We start from the raw sequence: 19,419 nt of genomic DNA, 5'->3' as shown, positions 1-19,419 counted from the left end.
GTTGGTGCCTTTACTGACTAAGGCTATACTGACTCTCTATTTTACCCAGTTGATATTTAATAACCTATTGTTTATGTCTGTTTTCGCTATTGTGGCTTTAGCGGCCTATTCACTCAGCCTCGGACTGATTATCCCCAGTCTGGTGCGAAAAGACAGTGCCTATCGCCGTCTGGCTGTGGTATCCGCCACACTCGCCCTTGTCTGCCATGCAGTGGCGCTATATCAACGAATCTTTGATGTTCAGGTCGGACAGAACCTGAGTCTGTTGAATATTGGGTCATTAATCAGCTTGATGATCTGTACGATAATGACCATTGTGGCATCACGCAATCGTGGCTGGTTTCTATTGCCTATTGTCTATACTTTTGCGTTGCTTAATCTGGTTTTTGCCAGCTTCATGCCTGGAGAATTTATCACGCATCTGGAAGCAAGACCGGGTCTTATGGTGCATATTGGCCTGGCGTTATTTTCCTACGCCACGCTGATGATCGCCGCACTTTACGCGCTGCAACTGGCCTTTCTAGATTATCTGCTGAAAACCAAAAAGCTGGGTTTCGCAACGGATATGCCACCATTACTAAGCATAGAACGCAAAATGTTCCATATTACACAGGTCGGTGTTGTTCTACTCACACTTACATTGTGTACCGGTCTTGTTTATATGAATGACCTGCTGAACAACAGAGAAAATTTTCACAAAGCCCTTTTTTCCCTACTAGCCTGGTTTGTTTATATCCTGCTGTTATGGGGACATTATCATGAAGGATGGCGAGGTCGTCGGGTAGTATGGTTTAACCTGATTGGTGCATTATTACTGACGCTAGCCTATTTTGGCAGCAGGGTTATTCAAAACATTATTGCTCACTAAATTAAAAAAAGAGAGCCCCTAAACACTGAGCTCTCTTTTTTCACTGCATATGGAAAGTTAGCCCACTAAATATGCAACTCGGCCAATTTATCCTTCGGCAATGCCAAATCGTCATTTCTATTTACTAACACATCCTTTTCCAGGATATGACGAGCAATATCCTGCGCTTCCTCCAAAGAATGCATTGTATAACTTCCGCACTGATACACATTGAGCTCCGGGATTTTACGCTGATCAGTGACTTTCAGTACATCCGCCATTGCTGCTTTCCAAGCCTCAGCAACGCGTTGTTCTGCTGGCGTACCAATCAGACTCATATAAAAACCCGTACGACAACCCATAGGGGAAATATCAACAACTTCCACGCCATCTCCATTCAGATGATCGCGCATAAACCCCGCAAACAAATGCTCCAGCGTATGAATACCCCGCTCTGGCATGATTTCAGAATTTGGGCGACAAAAACGCAAGTCAAAAACAGTAATCGTGTCACCATGAGGGGTTTTCATGATTTTTGCGACACGAACTGCAGGAGCGTCCATTCGGGTATGGTCTACGGTAAAACTATCTAGTAATGGCATCTTGCCACCTCCTCATCGAAAAAATTATTTTTCTCGTTTACAGGAAACTTTTCTGATCAGTACGAGTCATAGTATATGAAAGACGCGCATTTATTATCATCATCCCTAATTATCATTATCAGATATTTCTTTTGGCCACATTACTCATGTGGCCTTTTTCTTTTTGATACTAATGAGCGGCCAAATACTCATCGAAACTCACTGTATCGCTTGCTTCCAACTGACGCTGATGTTGCCAGGAACGTGCACTTTCCGCCGCCAATCGAGACTCTGACAATATCTCCAACGGCTCCTGCAACAAGATTTCCCGGTACTGTCCAGACAATCTCAGCCCGACACTGCCACTGCTGCTTTCCAACATCATAGATAATAATCGTCCAGAGAAAGTACTCTCTGGGTCGTCAAAACCACCGACTAGCTGATCACAGACTTGCTGATAATAAGGTTTGTCATTCTCATGATCTAACAATTCCGCAACACGTCGTAAATCGGTAAATAATCTACGTCCCACATCAGCCAAGAGCTGCTGTTTAGACTCGCACCCCATACCAATGGTTTGACCAGGCTTACGCCCTTCCAGAATAACCCGGTTCCAGTTCTTACGTGTACAAAGCAGCTCATCCGCACTCATCTCCGGAGCATCCGCCAATGTACACCAGATTAAGAACAGATCGAGGAAACGTACCTGCTCAGCACTGACACCTGTCGGTGAGAACGGATTGATATCCAATGACCGTACTTCAATATATTCGACACCACCACGTAATAACGCATCAGAAGGAGACTCATCTGTACGTGTAACACGCTTAGGTCTAATCGGAGCATACAATTCATTTTCTATTTGTAACACATTTGTGTTCAACTGCAGATAGTGCCCCTCTTTTTTCACCCCAATCCGAGCATACTCCCCTGATGGTGTTTTTATCGCCCGCTTCAGTGCCGAAACATAAGTCTCAAGGTTATTGAAAGTAATCCCAAGATTGCTTTGCGATTTGTTGGTATAACCCAAATCACTAAGGCGCAACGACGTTGCATAAGGAAGGTAACACATCCCGTTTTCTGTACGTTCAAAAGGTATTGAGGTTTCCCTGCCTTGCAGGAATGATTGACAGATAGCCGGTGAGGCACCGAATAAATACGGAATAATCCAACCGAAACGATAATAATTTCGTATCAATTGGAAATAACCGGTAGAAATGTCGGATTTGCCGCTAATCTCATCCTCAACACCGGCCCGGGCACGCCAGAAGGACATTGGCAGAGAAAAATTATAATGTACTCCTGAAATGGTTTGCATCAGCGCACCATACCGATTTTTCAATCCTTCCCGGTACAATGTTTTAAATCGTCCAATATTAGAGGAGCCATACTGCGCCAGCTCAATATCCTGTTCTGCAGCAATAAAGCACGGCATACTCAGTGGCCACATCCGCTCTTCACCAAGATTGCGGGCGACATAACGGTGGATATCACGCAAGAAGGTAAGAAGATGATCAACGTCTCTATCCACCGGAGTAATAAACTCTAATAGAGTTTCAGCGAAATCCGTTGTAATCCAAGGGTGCGTCAACGCTGCCCCTAGTTGTTCCGGGTGTCCCGTATTAGCCAGATGTCCGTTTGCCATAATACGCAATGTTTCGCGCTCAATTCCTCGTTGGATCCCCTTTATAGCCTGAGGATTTTTTTCCAGCCAGGAAAGCGCCTGTGATACGTCCGGGATCAAATCGACCTCCCGCTATTGATTTTAATGATGGTAAGCATAGTAAAGGCTACATGGAGCTCACCAGATATGATTACAACTGTTCAGGATCACCATCCATGCCTTGAAGAGTGATCCTTGTCAAAAACGATATAGCGCAAGACATTATCAACAAAGAGATAAAGAGTCACCCTTACCAGGGCGTACGCAACCAGCCGACACACATAATAAATCGCCTATTACCGGAACCCAGCTAAATAATAGTGCAGTTGGACTATGATGGCGTAACTGGCGCATTGCCATTTCAACACGAGACAACCGTTCCAGTTCAGGTAAAAAATGACCAGTAACAACACTGCTTAATCTTTCAGCACATTCCCCAATGGTTACGATAGATATCAATAGCATAAGTCCTGTGCTATTCATCACTAAAAGTGATCAGCAATGCTTCGAAATCTGGCGGGGCGTAAGGAGACACTTAGAAAACGGCGCCAGAACAGGGAGATCCCCTCAGGTTCCGCTCAAAATGTTCTTACATCAACAACAGCCATATGAGCCCGTTCTGCCGCCTGAATACCATAATCGGCATCTTCAAAAACAACACAATGTTCAGGCGCCACTGCGATAAGTTCGGCGCAGCGCAGGAAAGTATCAGGGAAAGGCTTATGATTTTGCACATCATCCGCACCGACAACAGCACCAAAATAATCACGTAACCCAAGATGCCGCAACAGACGTTCTGCCAGGGCTCGTGAACTACCGGTACCGACAGCCATTGGGCGGAGACCATAATACTTTTTGACGACGTCTATCAATGGAAGAGGTTTTACCGCATCCAGCAACATTGATTCTGCAATAGCCGTTTTTTCAGCAGCAAGCATATAAGGATCAAGTTTGACCTGATGGCTGGCAATAATAGATTGCGCAATACGCCAGGTTGGAGATCCATTCAATGCTGTCATGGCGACACGGTCATAATGCATCCCATACGTTGCTAACACCTGTTGCCATGCTCTACGGTGTGTTGGTTCAGTATCGAGGATGGTGCCATCCATATCAAAGATCAAACCTTGATAGCGATCGTACATCACGACTCCAGTCACTAAAAAAGAGTTTCTACTTTAACGTAAAGTAAAAACATTGTCTCTGACTCAATAACCACAATAAAACCATACAATTACATAAAAAATTGGGCAAACGTCAGGCTATGAAAGCAGAACTATAAGATAAATTTCAGAAAACGGCTGACGAAGGGAAAATCTACATGGATGAAACAAATCAATATGGTGCATCCGGGAGGATTCGAACCTCCGACCGCTCGGTTCGTAGCCGAGTACTCTATCCAGCTGAGCTACGGATGCATACTGAGATAACAGGATCGTTTGTGTTTCGATATGAGAGGAAGAGAACAACAGGCTAATGGTGCATCCGGGAGGATTCGAACCTCCGACCGCTCGGTTCGTAGCCGAGTACTCTATCCAGCTGAGCTACGGATGCATTAAATCTTACTGAAAATTCTCTTTTTTATTCGGATTCATTAGATAAACCCGACAAAACACACCCACTAAATGGTGCATCCGGGAGGATTCGAACCTCCGACCGCTCGGTTCGTAGCCGAGTACTCTATCCAGCTGAGCTACGGATGCATATTAATGGCGGTGAGGGAGGGATTCGAACCCTCGATGCAGCTTTTGACCGCATACTCCCTTAGCAGGGGAGCGCCTTCAGCCTCTCGGCCACCTCACCTTACACTACCAATGATTACTTTTTGATTTCTCGTTCAGTGCTCACCGGTACTGCGTGGCGCACATATTACTTTCCAGGACTTATAAGTCAAACAATTTTTCCCTTCTCATGTTTGTTTGCACAATTCGCACCCAACACGGATGGATTGGCAACAAAATGAATATATTATCAACAGGAAAACAACTGATTATCCTGTATCAGGCAAGATGTGAATGCAAAAAATAAAAATGAAGGGAGCTGAAAATTCGAATAAAAAACCAGAACAACAATAGCGCCTCGTGAGAGCGAGACGCATTGTGAATCAATAAGATGTTGGCTGAGACTTCTCTGCCTGAATACGTTGGTAAATCTCTTCGCGGTGCACAGAAACTTCTTTAGGCGCATTCACACCAATACGAACCTGATTGCCCTTTACTCCTAGTACGGTAACCGTTACCTCATCGCCAATCATGAGGGTTTCGCCAACTCGACGAGTTAAAATAAGCATTCTTTGCTCCTTGAAAGATTATAAAGAGTCAGGTCTCTTCGTTCTCTCGCCATTATCCATCATGTGCCGAGGAAACGTAAACCTAGATGATAATAATTGCCTCATCATCCCACTCATAGCTTGTTACTAATGTTAAGTTTAGCCGATATAAGACAGCTTGCGTTTTTTGTTATCACAACCAGACCAAGGCATATTCTGCATTCAACATTCTGAAAGAGACACACGATTCGTCTTGTTTACGGTCATCCTTTACCGCAGGCCAAAAACGCCAAAACCATTAAGAGTCATGGCGTTTTGCCAGGATAGCGCTTGGTATAATAATACTTATAACTTATTAGCCACCCAGCCTTCAACGCTGGCTAGCGCAGATGGTAATGCCTTGACATCACTGCCGCCCGCCTGAGCCATATCAGGACGACCACCACCTTTGCCACCAATCTGGTTCGCCACGAATCCGATGAGTTCGCCAGCCTTGACTCTGTCAGTCAACGTTTTGGTTACCCCAGAGATAAGACTTACCTTACCATCCGAAGCCGTTGCCAGCACTATCACCGCCGATCCCAACTGGTTTTTCAGATCATCAACCATCGTGCGAAGCATTTGTGGCTCAACATTGTCCAACTGGGCTACTAACAGTTTTACTCCATTGATATCTTTCGCTTTACCGGAAAGAGAAGAACTTTCCTGAGCCGCCTGTTGTGCTTTCAGCTGTTGTAACTCTTTTTCCAGCATACGAGTGCGCTCAAGGACAGAACGTACTTTTTCAACCAGATTATTGCTGTCACCCTTCACAAGATGAGTCACATCTTCCACAAGATCGTTCTGACGATGCAATGCAGCTATCGCATTGTCTCCCGTTACAGCCTCGATACGGCGGATACCTGCGGCAGTACCGGATTCAGATTCAATCAGGAATAGACCAATGTCACCAGTACGGCTGGCATGTATACCACCGCAGAGCTCAATAGAAAAATCACCCATGGTTAAAACGCGAACATGATCTTCATATTTTTCGCCAAAGAGCGCCATTGCCCCTTTTTCTCTCGCCGCCGACAATGCCATCACTTCAGTTTCAACCGGGAGATTACGGCGAATCTGAGCATTAACGATATCCTCGACCTGACGCACTTGTTCAGGTTTCATCGCTTCCTGATGAGAGAAATCAAAGCGCAGGTAGCTGTCATTCACCAAGGATCCTTTCTGCGCAACATGATCCCCCAGAACTTGACGCAACGCGGCATGCAGTAAATGTGTTGCCGAATGGTTCAGACGAATGCGACTACGACGAGCACTATCTACCAACGCATCAACACTATCACTTACCTGTAGCGAACCCATAGTCAACTTACCAATATGACCAATCGCCTGACCATATTTCTGGGTATCCTGCACCATGAAACGGGCTGTTTGGGTTTGTAGCTCTCCCTGATCGCCCACTTGCCCACCCGACTCGCCATAGAAAGGCGTTTCATTCAAGATGACGACGGCGTCATCACCAGCATGAATCACGTCGACGGATTCACCTTCACGATACAACGCAATAATGTTGGATTGCAGCTCGGTATGTTGATAACCACAGAACGGTGTAACCGTATCCACACGAACCAGGGTGTTATAATCGACGTCAAAACCACTTGCCTCACGAGCACGCTGACGCTGGGCTTCCATAGCTCGTTCAAAACCGGCCTCATCTACCTTCAGATTACGCTCACGGCATACATCGGCTGTCAGATCCAGCGGAAATCCGTAGGTATCGTACAAGCGGAATGCAGTCTCCCCGTCCAACGTATCACTTCGCAGGTTTTTAATTTCCTCATCCAACAGTGACAAACCGCGTTCCAGTGTGCGAGCAAACTGTTCTTCTTCACTTTTCAACGCCTGCTCAACCACGTTTTGCTGACACTTCAACGCTTCCGCCGCTGGCCCCATAACATCAATCAGCGGCGCTACCAATTTATAGAAGAACGTTTCTTCAGCACCCAGCATGTTACCATGACGGACAGCGCGCCGGATGATGCGACGCAGTACATAGCCACGATTTTCATTAGACGGCATCACGCCATCTGCGATCAGAAATGCGCAGGAACGGATATGATCAGCAATTACGCGCAATGATTTGTTAGTCAAATCTTGAGTGCCAATGACCTTCGCAACGGCATCGATCAGCGTTTTGAACAGGTCAATGTCATAGTTGGAGTTAACATGCTGTAACACAGCGGAAATACGTTCTAATCCCATACCTGTATCAACTGACGGTTTTGGCAACGGTAATAACGTGCCGTCAGCCTGGCGGTTGAACTGCATGAAAACCAGGTTCCAGATTTCAATATAGCGATCACCATCCTCTTCCGGACTTCCCGGAGGCCCACCCCAAATATGGTCACCATGATCATAAAAAATTTCAGTGCAGGGACCACAAGGCCCCGTATCTCCCATTTGCCAGAAATTATCTGAGGCATATGGAGCCCCTTTATTATCACCGATACGGATAATACGTTCACTGGGAATGCCCACTTCATTGGCCCATATGTCATAGGCCTCATCGTCAGTTGCGTATACCGTTACCCACAGTTTTTCTTTAGGCAAATTGAACCACTGCTCACTGGTCAGTAGTTCCCAGGCATAACTGATAGCATCGTGCTTAAAATAATCACCGAAGCTAAAATTACCCAGCATTTCAAAGAAAGTATGATGACGGGCGGTATAACCTACATTTTCAAGATCGTTGTGCTTTCCACCGGCACGAACACAACGCTGAGAGGTAGTGGCACGTGAATAGCTACGCTTATCCAGTCCCAAGAATACGTCCTTGAACTGGTTCATCCCCGCATTGGTGAATAACAATGTCGGATCGTTACTCGGCACCAGAGAGCTACTGGAAACAACCTGGTGTCCTTTGCTATGAAAAAAGTCGAGAAACGCCTGACGGATCTCAGCGGTGTTCTTGCTCATAATTATCCTGAAATCAAGCTAAAAAAAACAGTCGTGGGCAAAATGAATGCGACATAACGACGCAACAATGCCAAACACGAACAGGAAAAGTGGGAATAAGATAAATTTTCTTAAGAGGGAAGTAAAATACCGTGTGCGTTCAATCGGAAAAATTCATGTAAATAGATTGAATTTCTTCATGCGAGAAGCCCCGATAGAGCAAATAACGCTGGATTTTAGCTTTTTCTTTCCATTCCGTTGACAAGAGAGATCCAAATTTGCGTCTGGCGATATCCTGAGCTAATTGACACCAATTGATATCACAATCCTGAAATACCAAAGCTTGTGTATATCTATCAATGCCTTTTTGACTGAGTTCACTGCGGATACGTTGTGAGCCATAACCTTTACGACTGCGACTGGCAATATAACGTCGAGCGAAACGGGTATCATCTAACCAATCATGCTCCTTGCAGTAGGTGATAACCTGCTCTATCTCCTGCTCTTTACTGGAAGACTGACTTTCTTCAATAGTTACTGAACAGAAATACGCCGCTAGTTTGCGGCGTATTTCTGCTTCGCTATGGTCACGCACCGAGAGCACATTCATCGCATAACGTAATAGCCTGCACATCCCGTCATCCTAGTACTGTTCGATAGCGCGTTACTGACATCGTCAACATTAAAAATCTTCACTAGTTTCGCCAGCGATCACTTTGTCAAGCTCAACATCACCAGCGGATTCAGATGACGTTAAGTCACTACTTTTATGTAACAACATATCACGCAGTTTTTTATCCAGCTCAGATGCGATGGCCGGGTTTTCCTTCAGGAAATTGCCGGCATTTGCTTTACCCTGACCGATCTTATCGCCATTGTAACTATACCAGGCACCCGCTTTCTCAATCAGTTTATGCTTCACACCCAGATCGACAAGTTCACCGTAAATGTTAATTCCTTCTCCGTAGAGAATCTGGAATTCAGCTTGTTTAAACGGTGCTGCCACCTTGTTTTTAACCACTTTTACTCGAGTTTCACTACCGACAACCTCTTCACCGTCCTTGATGGAACCGATACGGCGAATGTCAAGGCGCACGGAAGCGTAGAATTTGAGGGCATTCCCCCCGGTAGTGGTTTCTGGGTTACCAAACATCACACCAATTTTCATACGGATCTGATTGATGAAAATCAGTAACGTATTGGCTTGTTTAAGGTTACCAGCCAACTTACGCATTGCCTGACTCATCATTCTGGCGGCCAACCCCATATGGGAATCACCGATTTCACCTTCAATTTCAGCTTTTGGCGTCAATGCAGCAACGGAGTCAACGATGATAACGTCAACGGCACCAGAGCGGGTCAAGGCATCACAGATTTCCAGCGCTTGCTCCCCGGTATCAGGCTGAGAACATAGTAGGTTATCAATGTCCACACCCAATTTTTTCGCATAGATCGGATCCAGTGCATGCTCTGCATCGATAAATGCACAGGTTTTACCTTCACGTTGAGCAGAGGCAATAACCTGAAGTGTCAACGTGGTTTTACCGGAAGACTCTGGCCCATAGATTTCCACGATACGACCCATAGGCAAACCACCGGCACCCAGTGCGATATCCAGAGACAGAGAGCCCGTAGAGATGGTTTCAACATCCATTGAGCGATCTTCACCCAATCGCATGATAGAACCTTTACCGAATTGTTTTTCGATTTGGCTCATTGCCGCAGCCAATGCCTTTTGTTTGTTCTCATCAATAGCCATTTCTACTCCTGTCATGCAGCGTAAGGCTGCTTTTACACTGTTGCTTAATCATGATTCACCGAACTGATGGTTGATATTATACTGTATACCCATACAGCATCAAGGTTATTTTTGCAGAAACTCTTCCAGCAAGATTTGCAAGGCGTAATAGACAGATTGAAGTCGAACGTCACCTCTGTCGCCCTCAAACAGAACTTTTCGGGCAAGGGTTTTCCCCTGATTATCGGTAAATCCAAACCAGACTGTTCCTACTGGCTTTTCTTCCGTTCCCCCGTCAGGCCCAGCGATACCACTAATGGAAACGGCATAGTGGGCATTGGATCTAAGCAAAGCGCCAATGGCCATTTCCTGTACGACTTCCTGGCTGACTGCACCAAACCGCGCTAATGTTTCTTCATTTACACCCACCATCTCGTGCTTAGCCTGATTGCTGTAGGTGACGAAACCGTAATCGAACCAGGCAGAACTCCCTGCAACATCGGTGATAGCTTTGGCTAGCCATCCACCCGTACAGGATTCGACGCAAGTCACCTTAGCCCCATTATCCTTAAGTCGGATCCCAACCAGCCGACTTAACTGCAGCACCTCTTTCTCTGTCATAACCACACCATAGTAATTAACAGCCCGCCAGTCAGGGTAGCACTTTTCATCTGAAAAGACGCCTTGCTGCAAGGTATGCGATGAGCTTTGCAAACTGGGGTGAAAGGCTGTGTTTAGTGTACGGGAAAAAGAAAAATATACGTCATGTATACATAATATATATGAAGTGAAAATCAGGGATGGGGTCAGATCATGGGCAATAAATTTCTGTTATCATACTGAATTACATTAATAAATTGTTTATGGTAGTTATTTCAACAGCATGAATAAATGATATTATTGGTTGAATGGAAAGTGTTCCCCCTCCCCGGTAGACAAGTTAGAGTTTATTATATAAAACTCACTGATGGTGCGATACTGACTATCTTTTGCTGTTTTTATACTTTATTTTTTGGACTTATTTAAAACCATATTAACTTCAGCGAGAAATATTTCACAATAGTAACACTGTTAATTATTCATCAAAAACATACATCTATGTACACCCCATAAATTTCAAAACATATCACGAAACCCGACCGATCTCTTATTTTATCGAAACGGCAATCAGTTGGTATTGGCAGGTAATGTTCCGCTACTTGATAAAAAACTCACTTTTCATTAGTAATATCAAAATTAATAAAAATAATGACCAATGTGATTATCACCGCCAGAATAAATCCACTAAAGAAGAGCAATAAAAAAGCCCGCCTATTGGTGGGCCATGTTTCTTATTATAGGAAATAATTCCCTGGTGTCACTGGCGAGGCATTTATCTTCTGCCTGTAAAAAAATATACGCCACCAACCTTAAGATAGCCTTAGTAATAAACAAAAACAGATATAAAAGAGACAAAAATAACAATATTTATTGTACCTTTTAAACCAGAAGTAATATCATTAAAAACAATCACTCGGGTAATAATAAATTACACAGAGAAATACTTATAAAAAACCTCTCTATGCTATGAGAAAATGAGTCTATCTTCAGAAAAACCGCATTTTTACTCAATAACACCGGAGTCTAAGGTTAATGAGCTAATCGGGTATTGCAAGAGATAACGTACCTGCAATCTGAACGATGATGAGCATAGCATCCAATTGATTTACATCGACACTTTCCGAAGTTATTCCATACTCCATGATATGACGTACCAAGCTAATTCGCTGAACCATTATGTGTCGGGTACACAAAATGCTTACAACCCTTAGTATGATACTGGATAATGATGAGTGGGGCAGGCAATGTATTGACATACTTCATTGTTACTATGCTATTCAGCTAGATAATGCTCATCGTCGGACTGAGCATTCGTTAAGGGAGAATCTTACGTGCCATCACTATTCTTACGCCACATGAGAACAATCGAGCACGATACTGATCACATCAGCAGCTCAATTGTCATCGAACGCCCGGCAGACATCCTGTTCGACCTGTGGAGGAAGCCGGAAACACTACCGATATTAATGAGTCATGTTGCTCAAATCGATATTCTGAATGCAACAGACTCTCGCTGGCGAATGAAAGCGCCATTCGGGCAATACATTGAGTGGCAGGCGCGCATCGTTGACGAACAACCGGGAGAATTTATCTACTGGCGCTCACTGCAAGGCGCTCGCATACCCAATGAAGGGCGGTTATCATTCGGTCCCGCGCCGCAAGTGAATGGAACAGCGGTAACATTAATGATCCGATTTGATCCACCGGGAGGTTTTTTAGGCAGGAAAATCAGCCAGGTGTTTCAACTCCTGCCCAAAGAGATGCTGAGCAATACGTTGCAACGATTTAAAACTCTGGCGGAAACGGGAGAAATACTTCCCTCCCCAGACACCGACCATCAATAAAACAGCTACCGGAGATTTGATCCGGTAGCTGTTTAAACCATCATAATTTGGAATCAGTGGACTATTTTTTACCAGGCATCATGCGCAGCAACGTATTATCACGGACTATATAGTGATGATACAGTGACGCTGCCGCATGGAGGCCAATCACAAAATAGCCCGCATTGGCAATCACTTCATGAATGCCTTCCATCGTTTCTTTCAAATCATAGTTAGGTACTGCCGCGATTGGCATTGAGACACCAAAGATTGTCCAGTCGATGCCACGGAAATACATCGTCATAACACCAAAGACGGGTAGAGCAAGGAATATCAGATATAAAAGACCGTGTACTGCATGAGAAGCGATGGAGATAATACGTTCCGGCTTCGGTGTAATTTCGGGCGTAGGATGAATGAAACGCAATAACATTCGCCCGATCATCAAAACCCAAACCGATACACCACAGCTGTAATGTATGGAACTCATCAATGCACGCGCACTACCGCCCCGGGGAGCAAAGTCTCGTAACTCCATCGATGCATAGGTCGCAATCACCAACAACAAAACTAGCCAATGTAATGCGATTTGTGAAGAATGGTATTTCTCTTTCATGGAATTCCTTCTCTATAGGATAATAAGGATGCAACAAGTTTATCCTTACAAGCTTAAGGTAATATTAGTTTTTTCACATTACAGACCGGTTATTCTGGCAAAAAAAATCCCGCACAAGGCGGGAAAAAACTACTCTCTCTGACAGGGTATACACATAACATCAACAAGGATTGGAAAAATACTAACAGCTTGAGTGTATAGAACTGTCATCTGAGAGTAATGTTAATTGGTGTGATGTAAAATGAATCAATACCTAACTACATAGTGAAAAAAATAGGGAGAAAATAGAGGAGGAGTGTATTTTTCAGTAAAAAAACATCCTCTATTACAGAATGGCAATAACACATAAGACTAAATATTATTTTCGACTGTCAGTAAACATGCTGATCGTCAGACCAACTATATTCTCAACTAAAATCCAAGTTATCGTTTAAAACCCGCTTTCTCTCACACCTAATGCCGCCAGTCGTCGCCAGATACCGGAAAACAGCGACTCCGATTTGCCACTGAGCACCACCACTCCCCGTAACGGCTGAGCGGGTAAAACCATTGGGGATGTGACATTAATATCCACGCCATACCAGGCCTGTATCGGTATGGGTTTTTTCTGATAGTCCCGACGTACGGCTATCGGACCGCCATGATCAGAGGTCAATGGCTCCAGTTGCAAAAAAGGGACGCCAGTCGGATCAATCGACGTCAGTTGCACCGATACTGCTGGCCAGGCAGGATCGTCCGCAATGAATTGTCCGGTTTCACCATTCACAATACGATGCAGGTTATCTTCGCGCAGATAGCCTCGTACCCGACTTGCCTTCGGGTCCATGACTCGCAGTAAAGGTAATTCAGAAGGAACCCAACGGCCAGGGGTCAGATCGGTTGCAATATCTCTCACCTGCCCGGATTGTGGGGCGCGGATTTGCAAGCGGGCCAACTGCGCAGCCAGCCCACGATATTGCGCCAGAGATTCCGCCAGTTCTTGCTCCAGTATCCATGTTTCACCCACTGTATCGCGTCGTGCCGCCTGACGGCGCATCTGTAACTGTAAAATAGCAATACGCTGGCGTACGATGGTCAACCGGGAATTCAGATCAGGTGATGCTAACTCTGCCAGCACCTGCCCCGCTTTCACTATCTCACCATTGACGACATGCAGACGAATTATCTGTGCCGGCGCAGGCGCATACAATGTACTGACGCGTGCCGATTCCAGTATTGCGGGTATTTCCACACTGCTGCGCCAGGGGACAAACAGGACAAGTAGTAGCAACACCGCACCTAAACCAGCCCCCACTGCCCGACGCGGATTACTGCGATGGCGCTGTTGCCACCACTGCACCATTTCTCTCATCACCGGCAAACCGATGAACCATCCCATCTCTACCAACATCAGGCAGATACCTAACACCTTGAAAAAGTAGTGATATACCGTCAACGCAATACCGAAAAACAAAAAGAAACGCCAAACCCAGGAGGCATATCCCCACAACAACAGACGAAAATTCATTCGGGGTGACCAACGTTCCGGTGGAGCGTCACCATACCCAAACAGGATTTCCCGCAAATGCCAACGACAAAGCGCATAAGCGCGCCCCTGCAAGTTATCAACCTGCCAAAAATCGCTGAGTATGAAATAGCCGTCAAAACGCATCAGGGGATTGAGATTCACGATCAACGTAGTAATCCAGGTTGCGCTGGAAAGCAGAAACGCCGCCGTGTGCAGCGGCCCTTCCGGAAGAAAAGACCAAGCCAGCAACGCGACAGAAGCCAGCATCAGTTCCGCCAGGATACCGCCTGCGCCAATCAATAAACGTGAACGATTGTCGCTCAAACGCCAGGCATCGCTGACATCGGTATAAAACATCGGAAACATGACAATAAATGCCGCCCCCATACTTTGTACCCGACAACCCGCTTTTTTCGCCATATAGGCGTGACCCAGTTCATGAATGAATTTGGCAAAAACCAATGCCCCGCCGAACGCCATCATCCCCGATATACTAAACAAGTGAGGAAACGAGCTGCGATAACGCGCCCAATCCCGACCCACCAGGAATAACCCGCTCAGCAATATCAGCGGTAAAACAAAGCGCAGCCAGATATAACCATTCCGTTGTAACCAGGGCCATGTGCGGTTAAGAAAGGGTTCTGGACGCCATAAGGGAACACGGAAAAACAAATATTGATGTAATACCTGTTTTAGCAGGCTCTGACGCCGCATCGCCGCTTTAAGGGCGTAACTGGCCCGCTGCTCGTTATCACAGGCAGACACCAGATCATAGGCGCGCAGGAATCGCAGCAAGTTTTGCAATTCCGCATCAGTAACCGGTATACCGGGTTCCTGGTTGGCCGCCGCCAGCACTCTCTCCGGCTCTTGCAATGACCAATAGCGTAGTAGACGGATCGCCGTCGCGTTCAACTTGAAATAGTGACCGGCCAGCGTATCCGCCAGCGTCCACTGAGGTGAACCGTCCAATGCCGGAGCGGCGACAGAGAGCTGTAAATCTTCACGTAACGCCGGTAAAACTGCCATCATATTCCCAACGTTTTACGTACTGCCGCTAATGGCCGGCGAAACAGATACACCCCCAACGGCACATGCTCACCATATACTTTTGCCGTTCCACGCAAACCAATACGGGGCGGCGCACCGATAAAACGGGCATCCAGACGATATGCCAGTGTGCCATAATCCGTTGGTGCCGCTTCATAGGCTATGCGTTCCAGGCTAGCGGCATGGCGTTGTAACGGATCACTGCTTAGAAAAAGAGCCACCTCCGCCGATGGAGGGAAATGGATCGCATCCCCGACATCCAACTCTATCTTCAATTCTGCCTGTTGGGGATTGGCCAACTCCATCAGTCGCTCACCGGTTCTGACTGGTTTACCCGCCCAACGATCAGCGTCGGCAAAAACGGCAATGCCATCGCGTTCCGCGTGGATCTCACTGCGTTGTAAAAGATCCTTCGCATACGCCAACTCAGCACGCTTCTGCTCCACCTGAGCGGAAAGCAAGTCAAGTTTGGATTTGGATTCAATATCCTGAAAGGCACGCTGAGAATGGGTACGTAACTCGGCTTCTGCCACACCCAACGCTCTCGCAGCCACATCCGCCTGCGCTTTCAGCGTGGTATTATCAAAGCGTACCAACACATCATTCTGTTTTACTGACTGATTCGGTTTCACCATAAACGCGGCAATGACGCCATCCAGCGGCGCCGCGATAACCTGCCCTTCTAAAGGTACAACTTCCGCGGGTGCCAACACCGATTGTCGTACAGGTATCATCATCACCAGGGCCAATACCACGACTCCGGCTAGAACTTTTACCCGTGGTAGGCCAGGCCGCCAGACTTTACGAGGTTCCAACGCTAACCAGGCATGACTGTATGCGCCTGCCAGTTGTTCCGCCAACAAACGCTCAGCTTCCTGCCATGGCTGGTCCCGTGCATACCACAACCCACCTATCAGTTGGCCACGACCATCCGTTAAGGGCACCCATAACGCCTCTTGAGCAGATAATGTTTGCCAGTCATGCTGCGACTGTTGATCCAGCCAAGCGGCATCGATCGTGGTGGCCTGCGCGGCCTTCTGTCTCACGACCAATTGTCTGCAAGCCCGCTCGATAAATGCAATGAATGGCGCGTGAGGGTCAGGTACCGAAACCCCGGTTACTGCGCGAACCCGGCCACCGATAACCAACGCGACATGACGAAAGCCAAATAGCCCCTGGCTATCATTGACCATCGTATAAGCCAATGTTTCAGGGGTTTTGGCGGCTCGGGCCAAATGTTCAAGATGAATAAACCTGGCAAACACCTGTTCAGAACGAGAGCAATGCGGTTCACTCACTGTGACTCCGTAAAGCGGGCGCTGCCACTCATTCCAGCCAGTAAACGACTATCCGGTTTTATCACCCGACCGATCAAATTCAGAGTCTGACTGCTTTCATCGATACGAGCGCCTATACGTACGATTTCAGCCGCTAGCGGATCACCGGTTTCATCCGGGGTAAACGTAAAGGTCTGTTTCGGCTTAAGTGATATCAACCAGCGTGATGGCACCAGCAAATGTATTTCCAGATGACGGTTGTCCACAATCTCCAGCAATGGCGTCCCCTGCCCAACATACTCGGATACCTGAACCTTGCGGGAGACAATCTGTCCATCAAAAGGCGCGGTGATGAGACAACGGCTGGTCTGAATCTGATAAACTTGGCTTTCTGCAACCGCCTGCGCCAGATGGGCTTCCGATAACGCGACAGCATTCCGTCCCACCGATTTCATTTCCGCCAGTTGCCGGTTTTGACTCAGCTCCTGCTGAGCGGCACGTGCCGCCGCCTTCGCTGCTGCCAGTTGGGCCTGATATGCCGAGCAATCAAAACGCACCAGCAAGTCACCTTTATGAAACGACTCGCCATCGCGGAATGGCATTTCCACTACTTTGGCATTCAGTTCACTGGAAAGTGTTGCCTGATCGATAGCGCGCAACACTCCTCTGGCTTCTCTGAGCGTGGAAGCGGAAACAGCGGGTACAGAAGGCTCCTGAAGTAAAACGTCGTCCGTTTGAGCGGCGGAAAGATTGAATGAGATAGTAAAAAAACCGGCAAACACCAGCGAATACAGTGTGTTTACCCAAGATGTCAGTCTAATGTCCACATTACCAGCCTAATACAAAACGCAAGGTGGGATAAATCAGAGTGATTATTTCACTGTGTTGATTGTCATCCCTGACTAACTGCTAAACCCACTAGCCTCGCGAAAAATCATCATAGATAGTCATTAGCGATGCCATGCTGATACTGTCGTATTACATGGCAATATTGCCTGCTGCCCAGTTCTTCTCTGTTTTATCCAGAGACCGACTTACGGACGCGATATCATTTAACCCTTTGCTATCAGCCAGAGGATCGAGTCCTACCGTCACAAAAATCTGGCTATAAGCATTACGTAATTCCGCGTAAGCCAGATCGTTTCGCAAGGAAGTATTCACCGCATTCAGTTCACCCTGAATTAACTGCAATTCACCAATGCTGCCTGCCTTATAACGATTACGCAGTTGTTCCAGAATTTTCGAATCCAGTTTTTGTAGTTCCCGCCCAGTACGGTATTGCCGCTGTGCTTCGCTAAAGTTGGCACGGGCTACATACAATTGCGCCATCACCGCCATCGACATCGCCTGACGACGAGCCTCTGCTACGGCTTCCCCAGCTTTCGCTACCCGATGCGCCGTCGGGCCGGAAAACAGATTAAACAGATTCCAGGTGACTTTTATCCCGGCATCCGCCCAACTTTGATTGACCAAAAACGAGTTGCTGTCGTAATTTCCACCGACGGACATTTCCAGTCCCGGCAGCATGCGTAACAGTGTTTTACGCGTTTCCGCCGCGCTGATCCGCACTTGATAATCCTGCTCGCGCAGTTCCGGACGGTTAACCAGTGCGGCTTTTTCCAACCGGTTGAAGTCAACATGCAGTGCCGGTTCCGGCATCTGATTTTCATCCGGTAACGCCAGCACATACTGGGTGCCTAATGGTAAATTCATCAAGGTCGCCAGCTCGGTCTTGGCCAGTGACAACGCCCGGCGCTGTTCTTCCAACTGCCGGGTAGCATCCAGCAATGCACGCTGATAAGTATAGGCTTCCACCAGATCACCGACTTTCTGAGTGGTCATTTTCTGGCTATTTTCCCGCGCCATGTTTACACGATCGATTAGTGCGTCAATCCGACTGAGCAACCGCTCCGCAGCTACAGCGCGCCAGTAGGCAGATTGCACGTCCTGTACAATGGTGTGTACTACTTTGCGTCGGCGTTCATCGGCAATCCAGCGCTGATCTGAGTGTTGTTGCGCCGTGACATAACTGACGCCAAAGTCGAGGACATTCCAGACCATGGTCAAATCGGCGACACGACGGGTTTTATCCTGAGATGTGGAAGGTTCCAGAGACTGGCTTCCGGTTTCAACACTACGACTACTGGAAGCACTGATGTTACTGCGCGTCACATATCCAGCCTCTGCTGCCAGTCTGGGTAACATATCAAAACTCGCCAAATCGAGCTGATTTTGAGACAACGCATGCTCCATCACCTTAACCCTGGCTTCAAGATTATATTTAAGCGCTCTGGCCATCGCATCATGTAGCGTAATCGGCCCGGTTACCGGCTCCTGATGGCTAAACATTATGCTGAGGTCAGCGTTTGCTCGCCGCAGGCTTTCCGTTTTATTAATCGGCTTCGTGGACACGGTACAACCACTGATAACGAGCGCCACAACACTGATACTGAGAATTTTCGGGTATTTATTCATATTAAAATTCCTTACCCTCACCAT

15 protein-coding genes and 4 tRNA genes are annotated in these 19,419 nt (G+C 46.8%); 2 read left to right on the top strand and 17 right to left on the bottom strand.

Going from position 1 to position 19,419, the window contains the following annotated elements:
• Nucleotides 1-73: 73 nt before the first annotated feature.
• Nucleotides 74-868 (top strand): cytochrome C assembly family protein, encoded by a 795-nt coding sequence (locus RS889_RS05360; RefSeq protein WP_315710925.1) that lies wholly within the window; start codon nt 74-76, stop codon nt 866-868.
• Between the two features lie 65 nt (nt 869-933).
• On the opposite strand, the gene luxS is transcribed toward RS889_RS05360, so the two are convergent.
• The 12 genes from luxS to pncC form a co-directional block, all read right to left on the bottom strand.
• Nucleotides 934-1,449 (bottom strand): S-ribosylhomocysteine lyase, encoded by a 516-nt coding sequence (gene luxS / locus RS889_RS05355; protein WP_021017035.1) that lies wholly within the window; start codon nt 1,447-1,449, stop codon nt 934-936.
• Between the two features lie 169 nt (nt 1,450-1,618).
• Nucleotides 1,619-3,172 (bottom strand): glutamate--cysteine ligase, encoded by a 1,554-nt coding sequence (gene gshA / locus RS889_RS05350; RefSeq protein ID WP_315709700.1) that lies wholly within the window; start codon nt 3,170-3,172, stop codon nt 1,619-1,621.
• A 497-nt stretch (nt 3,173-3,669) separates the two neighbouring features.
• The gene (gene yqaB / locus RS889_RS05345; protein ID WP_315709699.1) at nt 3,670-4,236 is read right to left on the bottom strand and encodes a fructose-1-phosphate/6-phosphogluconate phosphatase; all 567 of its coding nucleotides are present in this window, start codon (nt 4,234-4,236) and stop codon (nt 3,670-3,672) included.
• Between the two features lie 196 nt (nt 4,237-4,432).
• Nucleotides 4,433-4,509, bottom strand: a tRNA-Arg gene (locus RS889_RS05340).
• Nucleotides 4,510-4,568: 59 nt separating this feature from the next.
• A tRNA-Arg gene (locus tag RS889_RS05335) sits at nt 4,569-4,645 on the bottom strand.
• A gap of 72 nt (nt 4,646-4,717) precedes the next feature.
• A tRNA-Arg gene (locus RS889_RS05330) sits at nt 4,718-4,794 on the bottom strand.
• 7 nt (nt 4,795-4,801) lie between these two features.
• Nucleotides 4,802-4,894, bottom strand: a tRNA-Ser gene (locus tag RS889_RS05325).
• Between the two features lie 301 nt (nt 4,895-5,195).
• Nucleotides 5,196-5,381, bottom strand: coding sequence for a carbon storage regulator CsrA (gene csrA, locus RS889_RS05320; protein WP_005972168.1), 186 nt, complete (start codon nt 5,379-5,381; stop codon nt 5,196-5,198).
• Nucleotides 5,382-5,705: 324 nt separating this feature from the next.
• On the bottom strand, nt 5,706-8,333 hold the full coding sequence (gene alaS, locus RS889_RS05315) for an alanine--tRNA ligase (RefSeq protein ID WP_315709656.1): 2,628 nt from the start codon (nt 8,331-8,333) through the stop codon (nt 5,706-5,708).
• A gap of 139 nt (nt 8,334-8,472) precedes the next feature.
• Nucleotides 8,473-8,946 (bottom strand): regulatory protein RecX, encoded by a 474-nt coding sequence (locus tag RS889_RS05310; RefSeq protein WP_315709654.1) that lies wholly within the window; start codon nt 8,944-8,946, stop codon nt 8,473-8,475.
• A 48-nt stretch (nt 8,947-8,994) separates the two neighbouring features.
• Entirely contained in the window at nt 8,995-10,071 is a 1,077-nt protein-coding gene (gene recA, locus RS889_RS05305; protein WP_021017040.1) for a recombinase RecA, read from the bottom strand.
• A 105-nt stretch (nt 10,072-10,176) separates the two neighbouring features.
• Nucleotides 10,177-10,671, bottom strand: coding sequence for a nicotinamide-nucleotide amidase (gene pncC, locus RS889_RS05300; protein WP_037381975.1), 495 nt, complete (start codon nt 10,669-10,671; stop codon nt 10,177-10,179).
• Between the two features lie 1,334 nt (nt 10,672-12,005).
• On the opposite strand from pncC, the gene RS889_RS05295 reads away from it, so the two are divergent.
• Nucleotides 12,006-12,494, top strand: a complete 489-nt coding sequence (locus tag RS889_RS05295) for an SRPBCC family protein (protein ID WP_037381977.1) — start codon at nt 12,006-12,008, stop codon at nt 12,492-12,494.
• A gap of 61 nt (nt 12,495-12,555) precedes the next feature.
• Here the strand turns inward: RS889_RS05295 and cybB are convergent, their stop codons facing one another.
• The 5 genes from cybB to RS889_RS05270 all read right to left on the bottom strand — a co-directional run bounded on the left by cybB (nt 12,556) and on the right by RS889_RS05270 (nt 19,395).
• Nucleotides 12,556-13,089, bottom strand: a complete 534-nt coding sequence (gene cybB / locus RS889_RS05290) for a cytochrome b561 (protein WP_315709652.1) — start codon at nt 13,087-13,089, stop codon at nt 12,556-12,558.
• 430 nt (nt 13,090-13,519) lie between these two features.
• Nucleotides 13,520-15,625 (bottom strand): site-2 protease family protein, encoded by a 2,106-nt coding sequence (locus RS889_RS05285; protein WP_315709650.1) that lies wholly within the window; start codon nt 15,623-15,625, stop codon nt 13,520-13,522.
• The gene (locus RS889_RS05280; protein ID WP_315709649.1) at nt 15,622-16,941 is read right to left on the bottom strand and encodes an efflux RND transporter periplasmic adaptor subunit; all 1,320 of its coding nucleotides are present in this window, start codon (nt 16,939-16,941) and stop codon (nt 15,622-15,624) included. The genes RS889_RS05285 and RS889_RS05280 overlap by 4 nt, the downstream gene beginning before the upstream one ends.
• On the bottom strand, nt 16,938-17,714 hold the full coding sequence (locus tag RS889_RS05275; protein ID WP_425475135.1) for an efflux RND transporter periplasmic adaptor subunit: 777 nt from the start codon (nt 17,712-17,714) through the stop codon (nt 16,938-16,940). Before RS889_RS05275 ends, RS889_RS05280 begins: the two co-directional genes overlap by 4 nt.
• A gap of 184 nt (nt 17,715-17,898) precedes the next feature.
• On the bottom strand, nt 17,899-19,395 hold the full coding sequence (locus RS889_RS05270) for a TolC family protein (protein WP_315709648.1): 1,497 nt from the start codon (nt 19,393-19,395) through the stop codon (nt 17,899-17,901).
• Nucleotides 19,396-19,419 lie beyond the last annotated feature (24 nt).

It is taken from the genome of Brenneria uluponensis, from assembly GCF_032395385.1.
GTDB lineage: Bacteria > Pseudomonadota > Gammaproteobacteria > Enterobacterales > Enterobacteriaceae > Prodigiosinella > Prodigiosinella aquatilis.
Note: the sequence above shows the minus strand (reverse complement) of the source record. Positions and strands in the feature narration are given on the sequence as shown.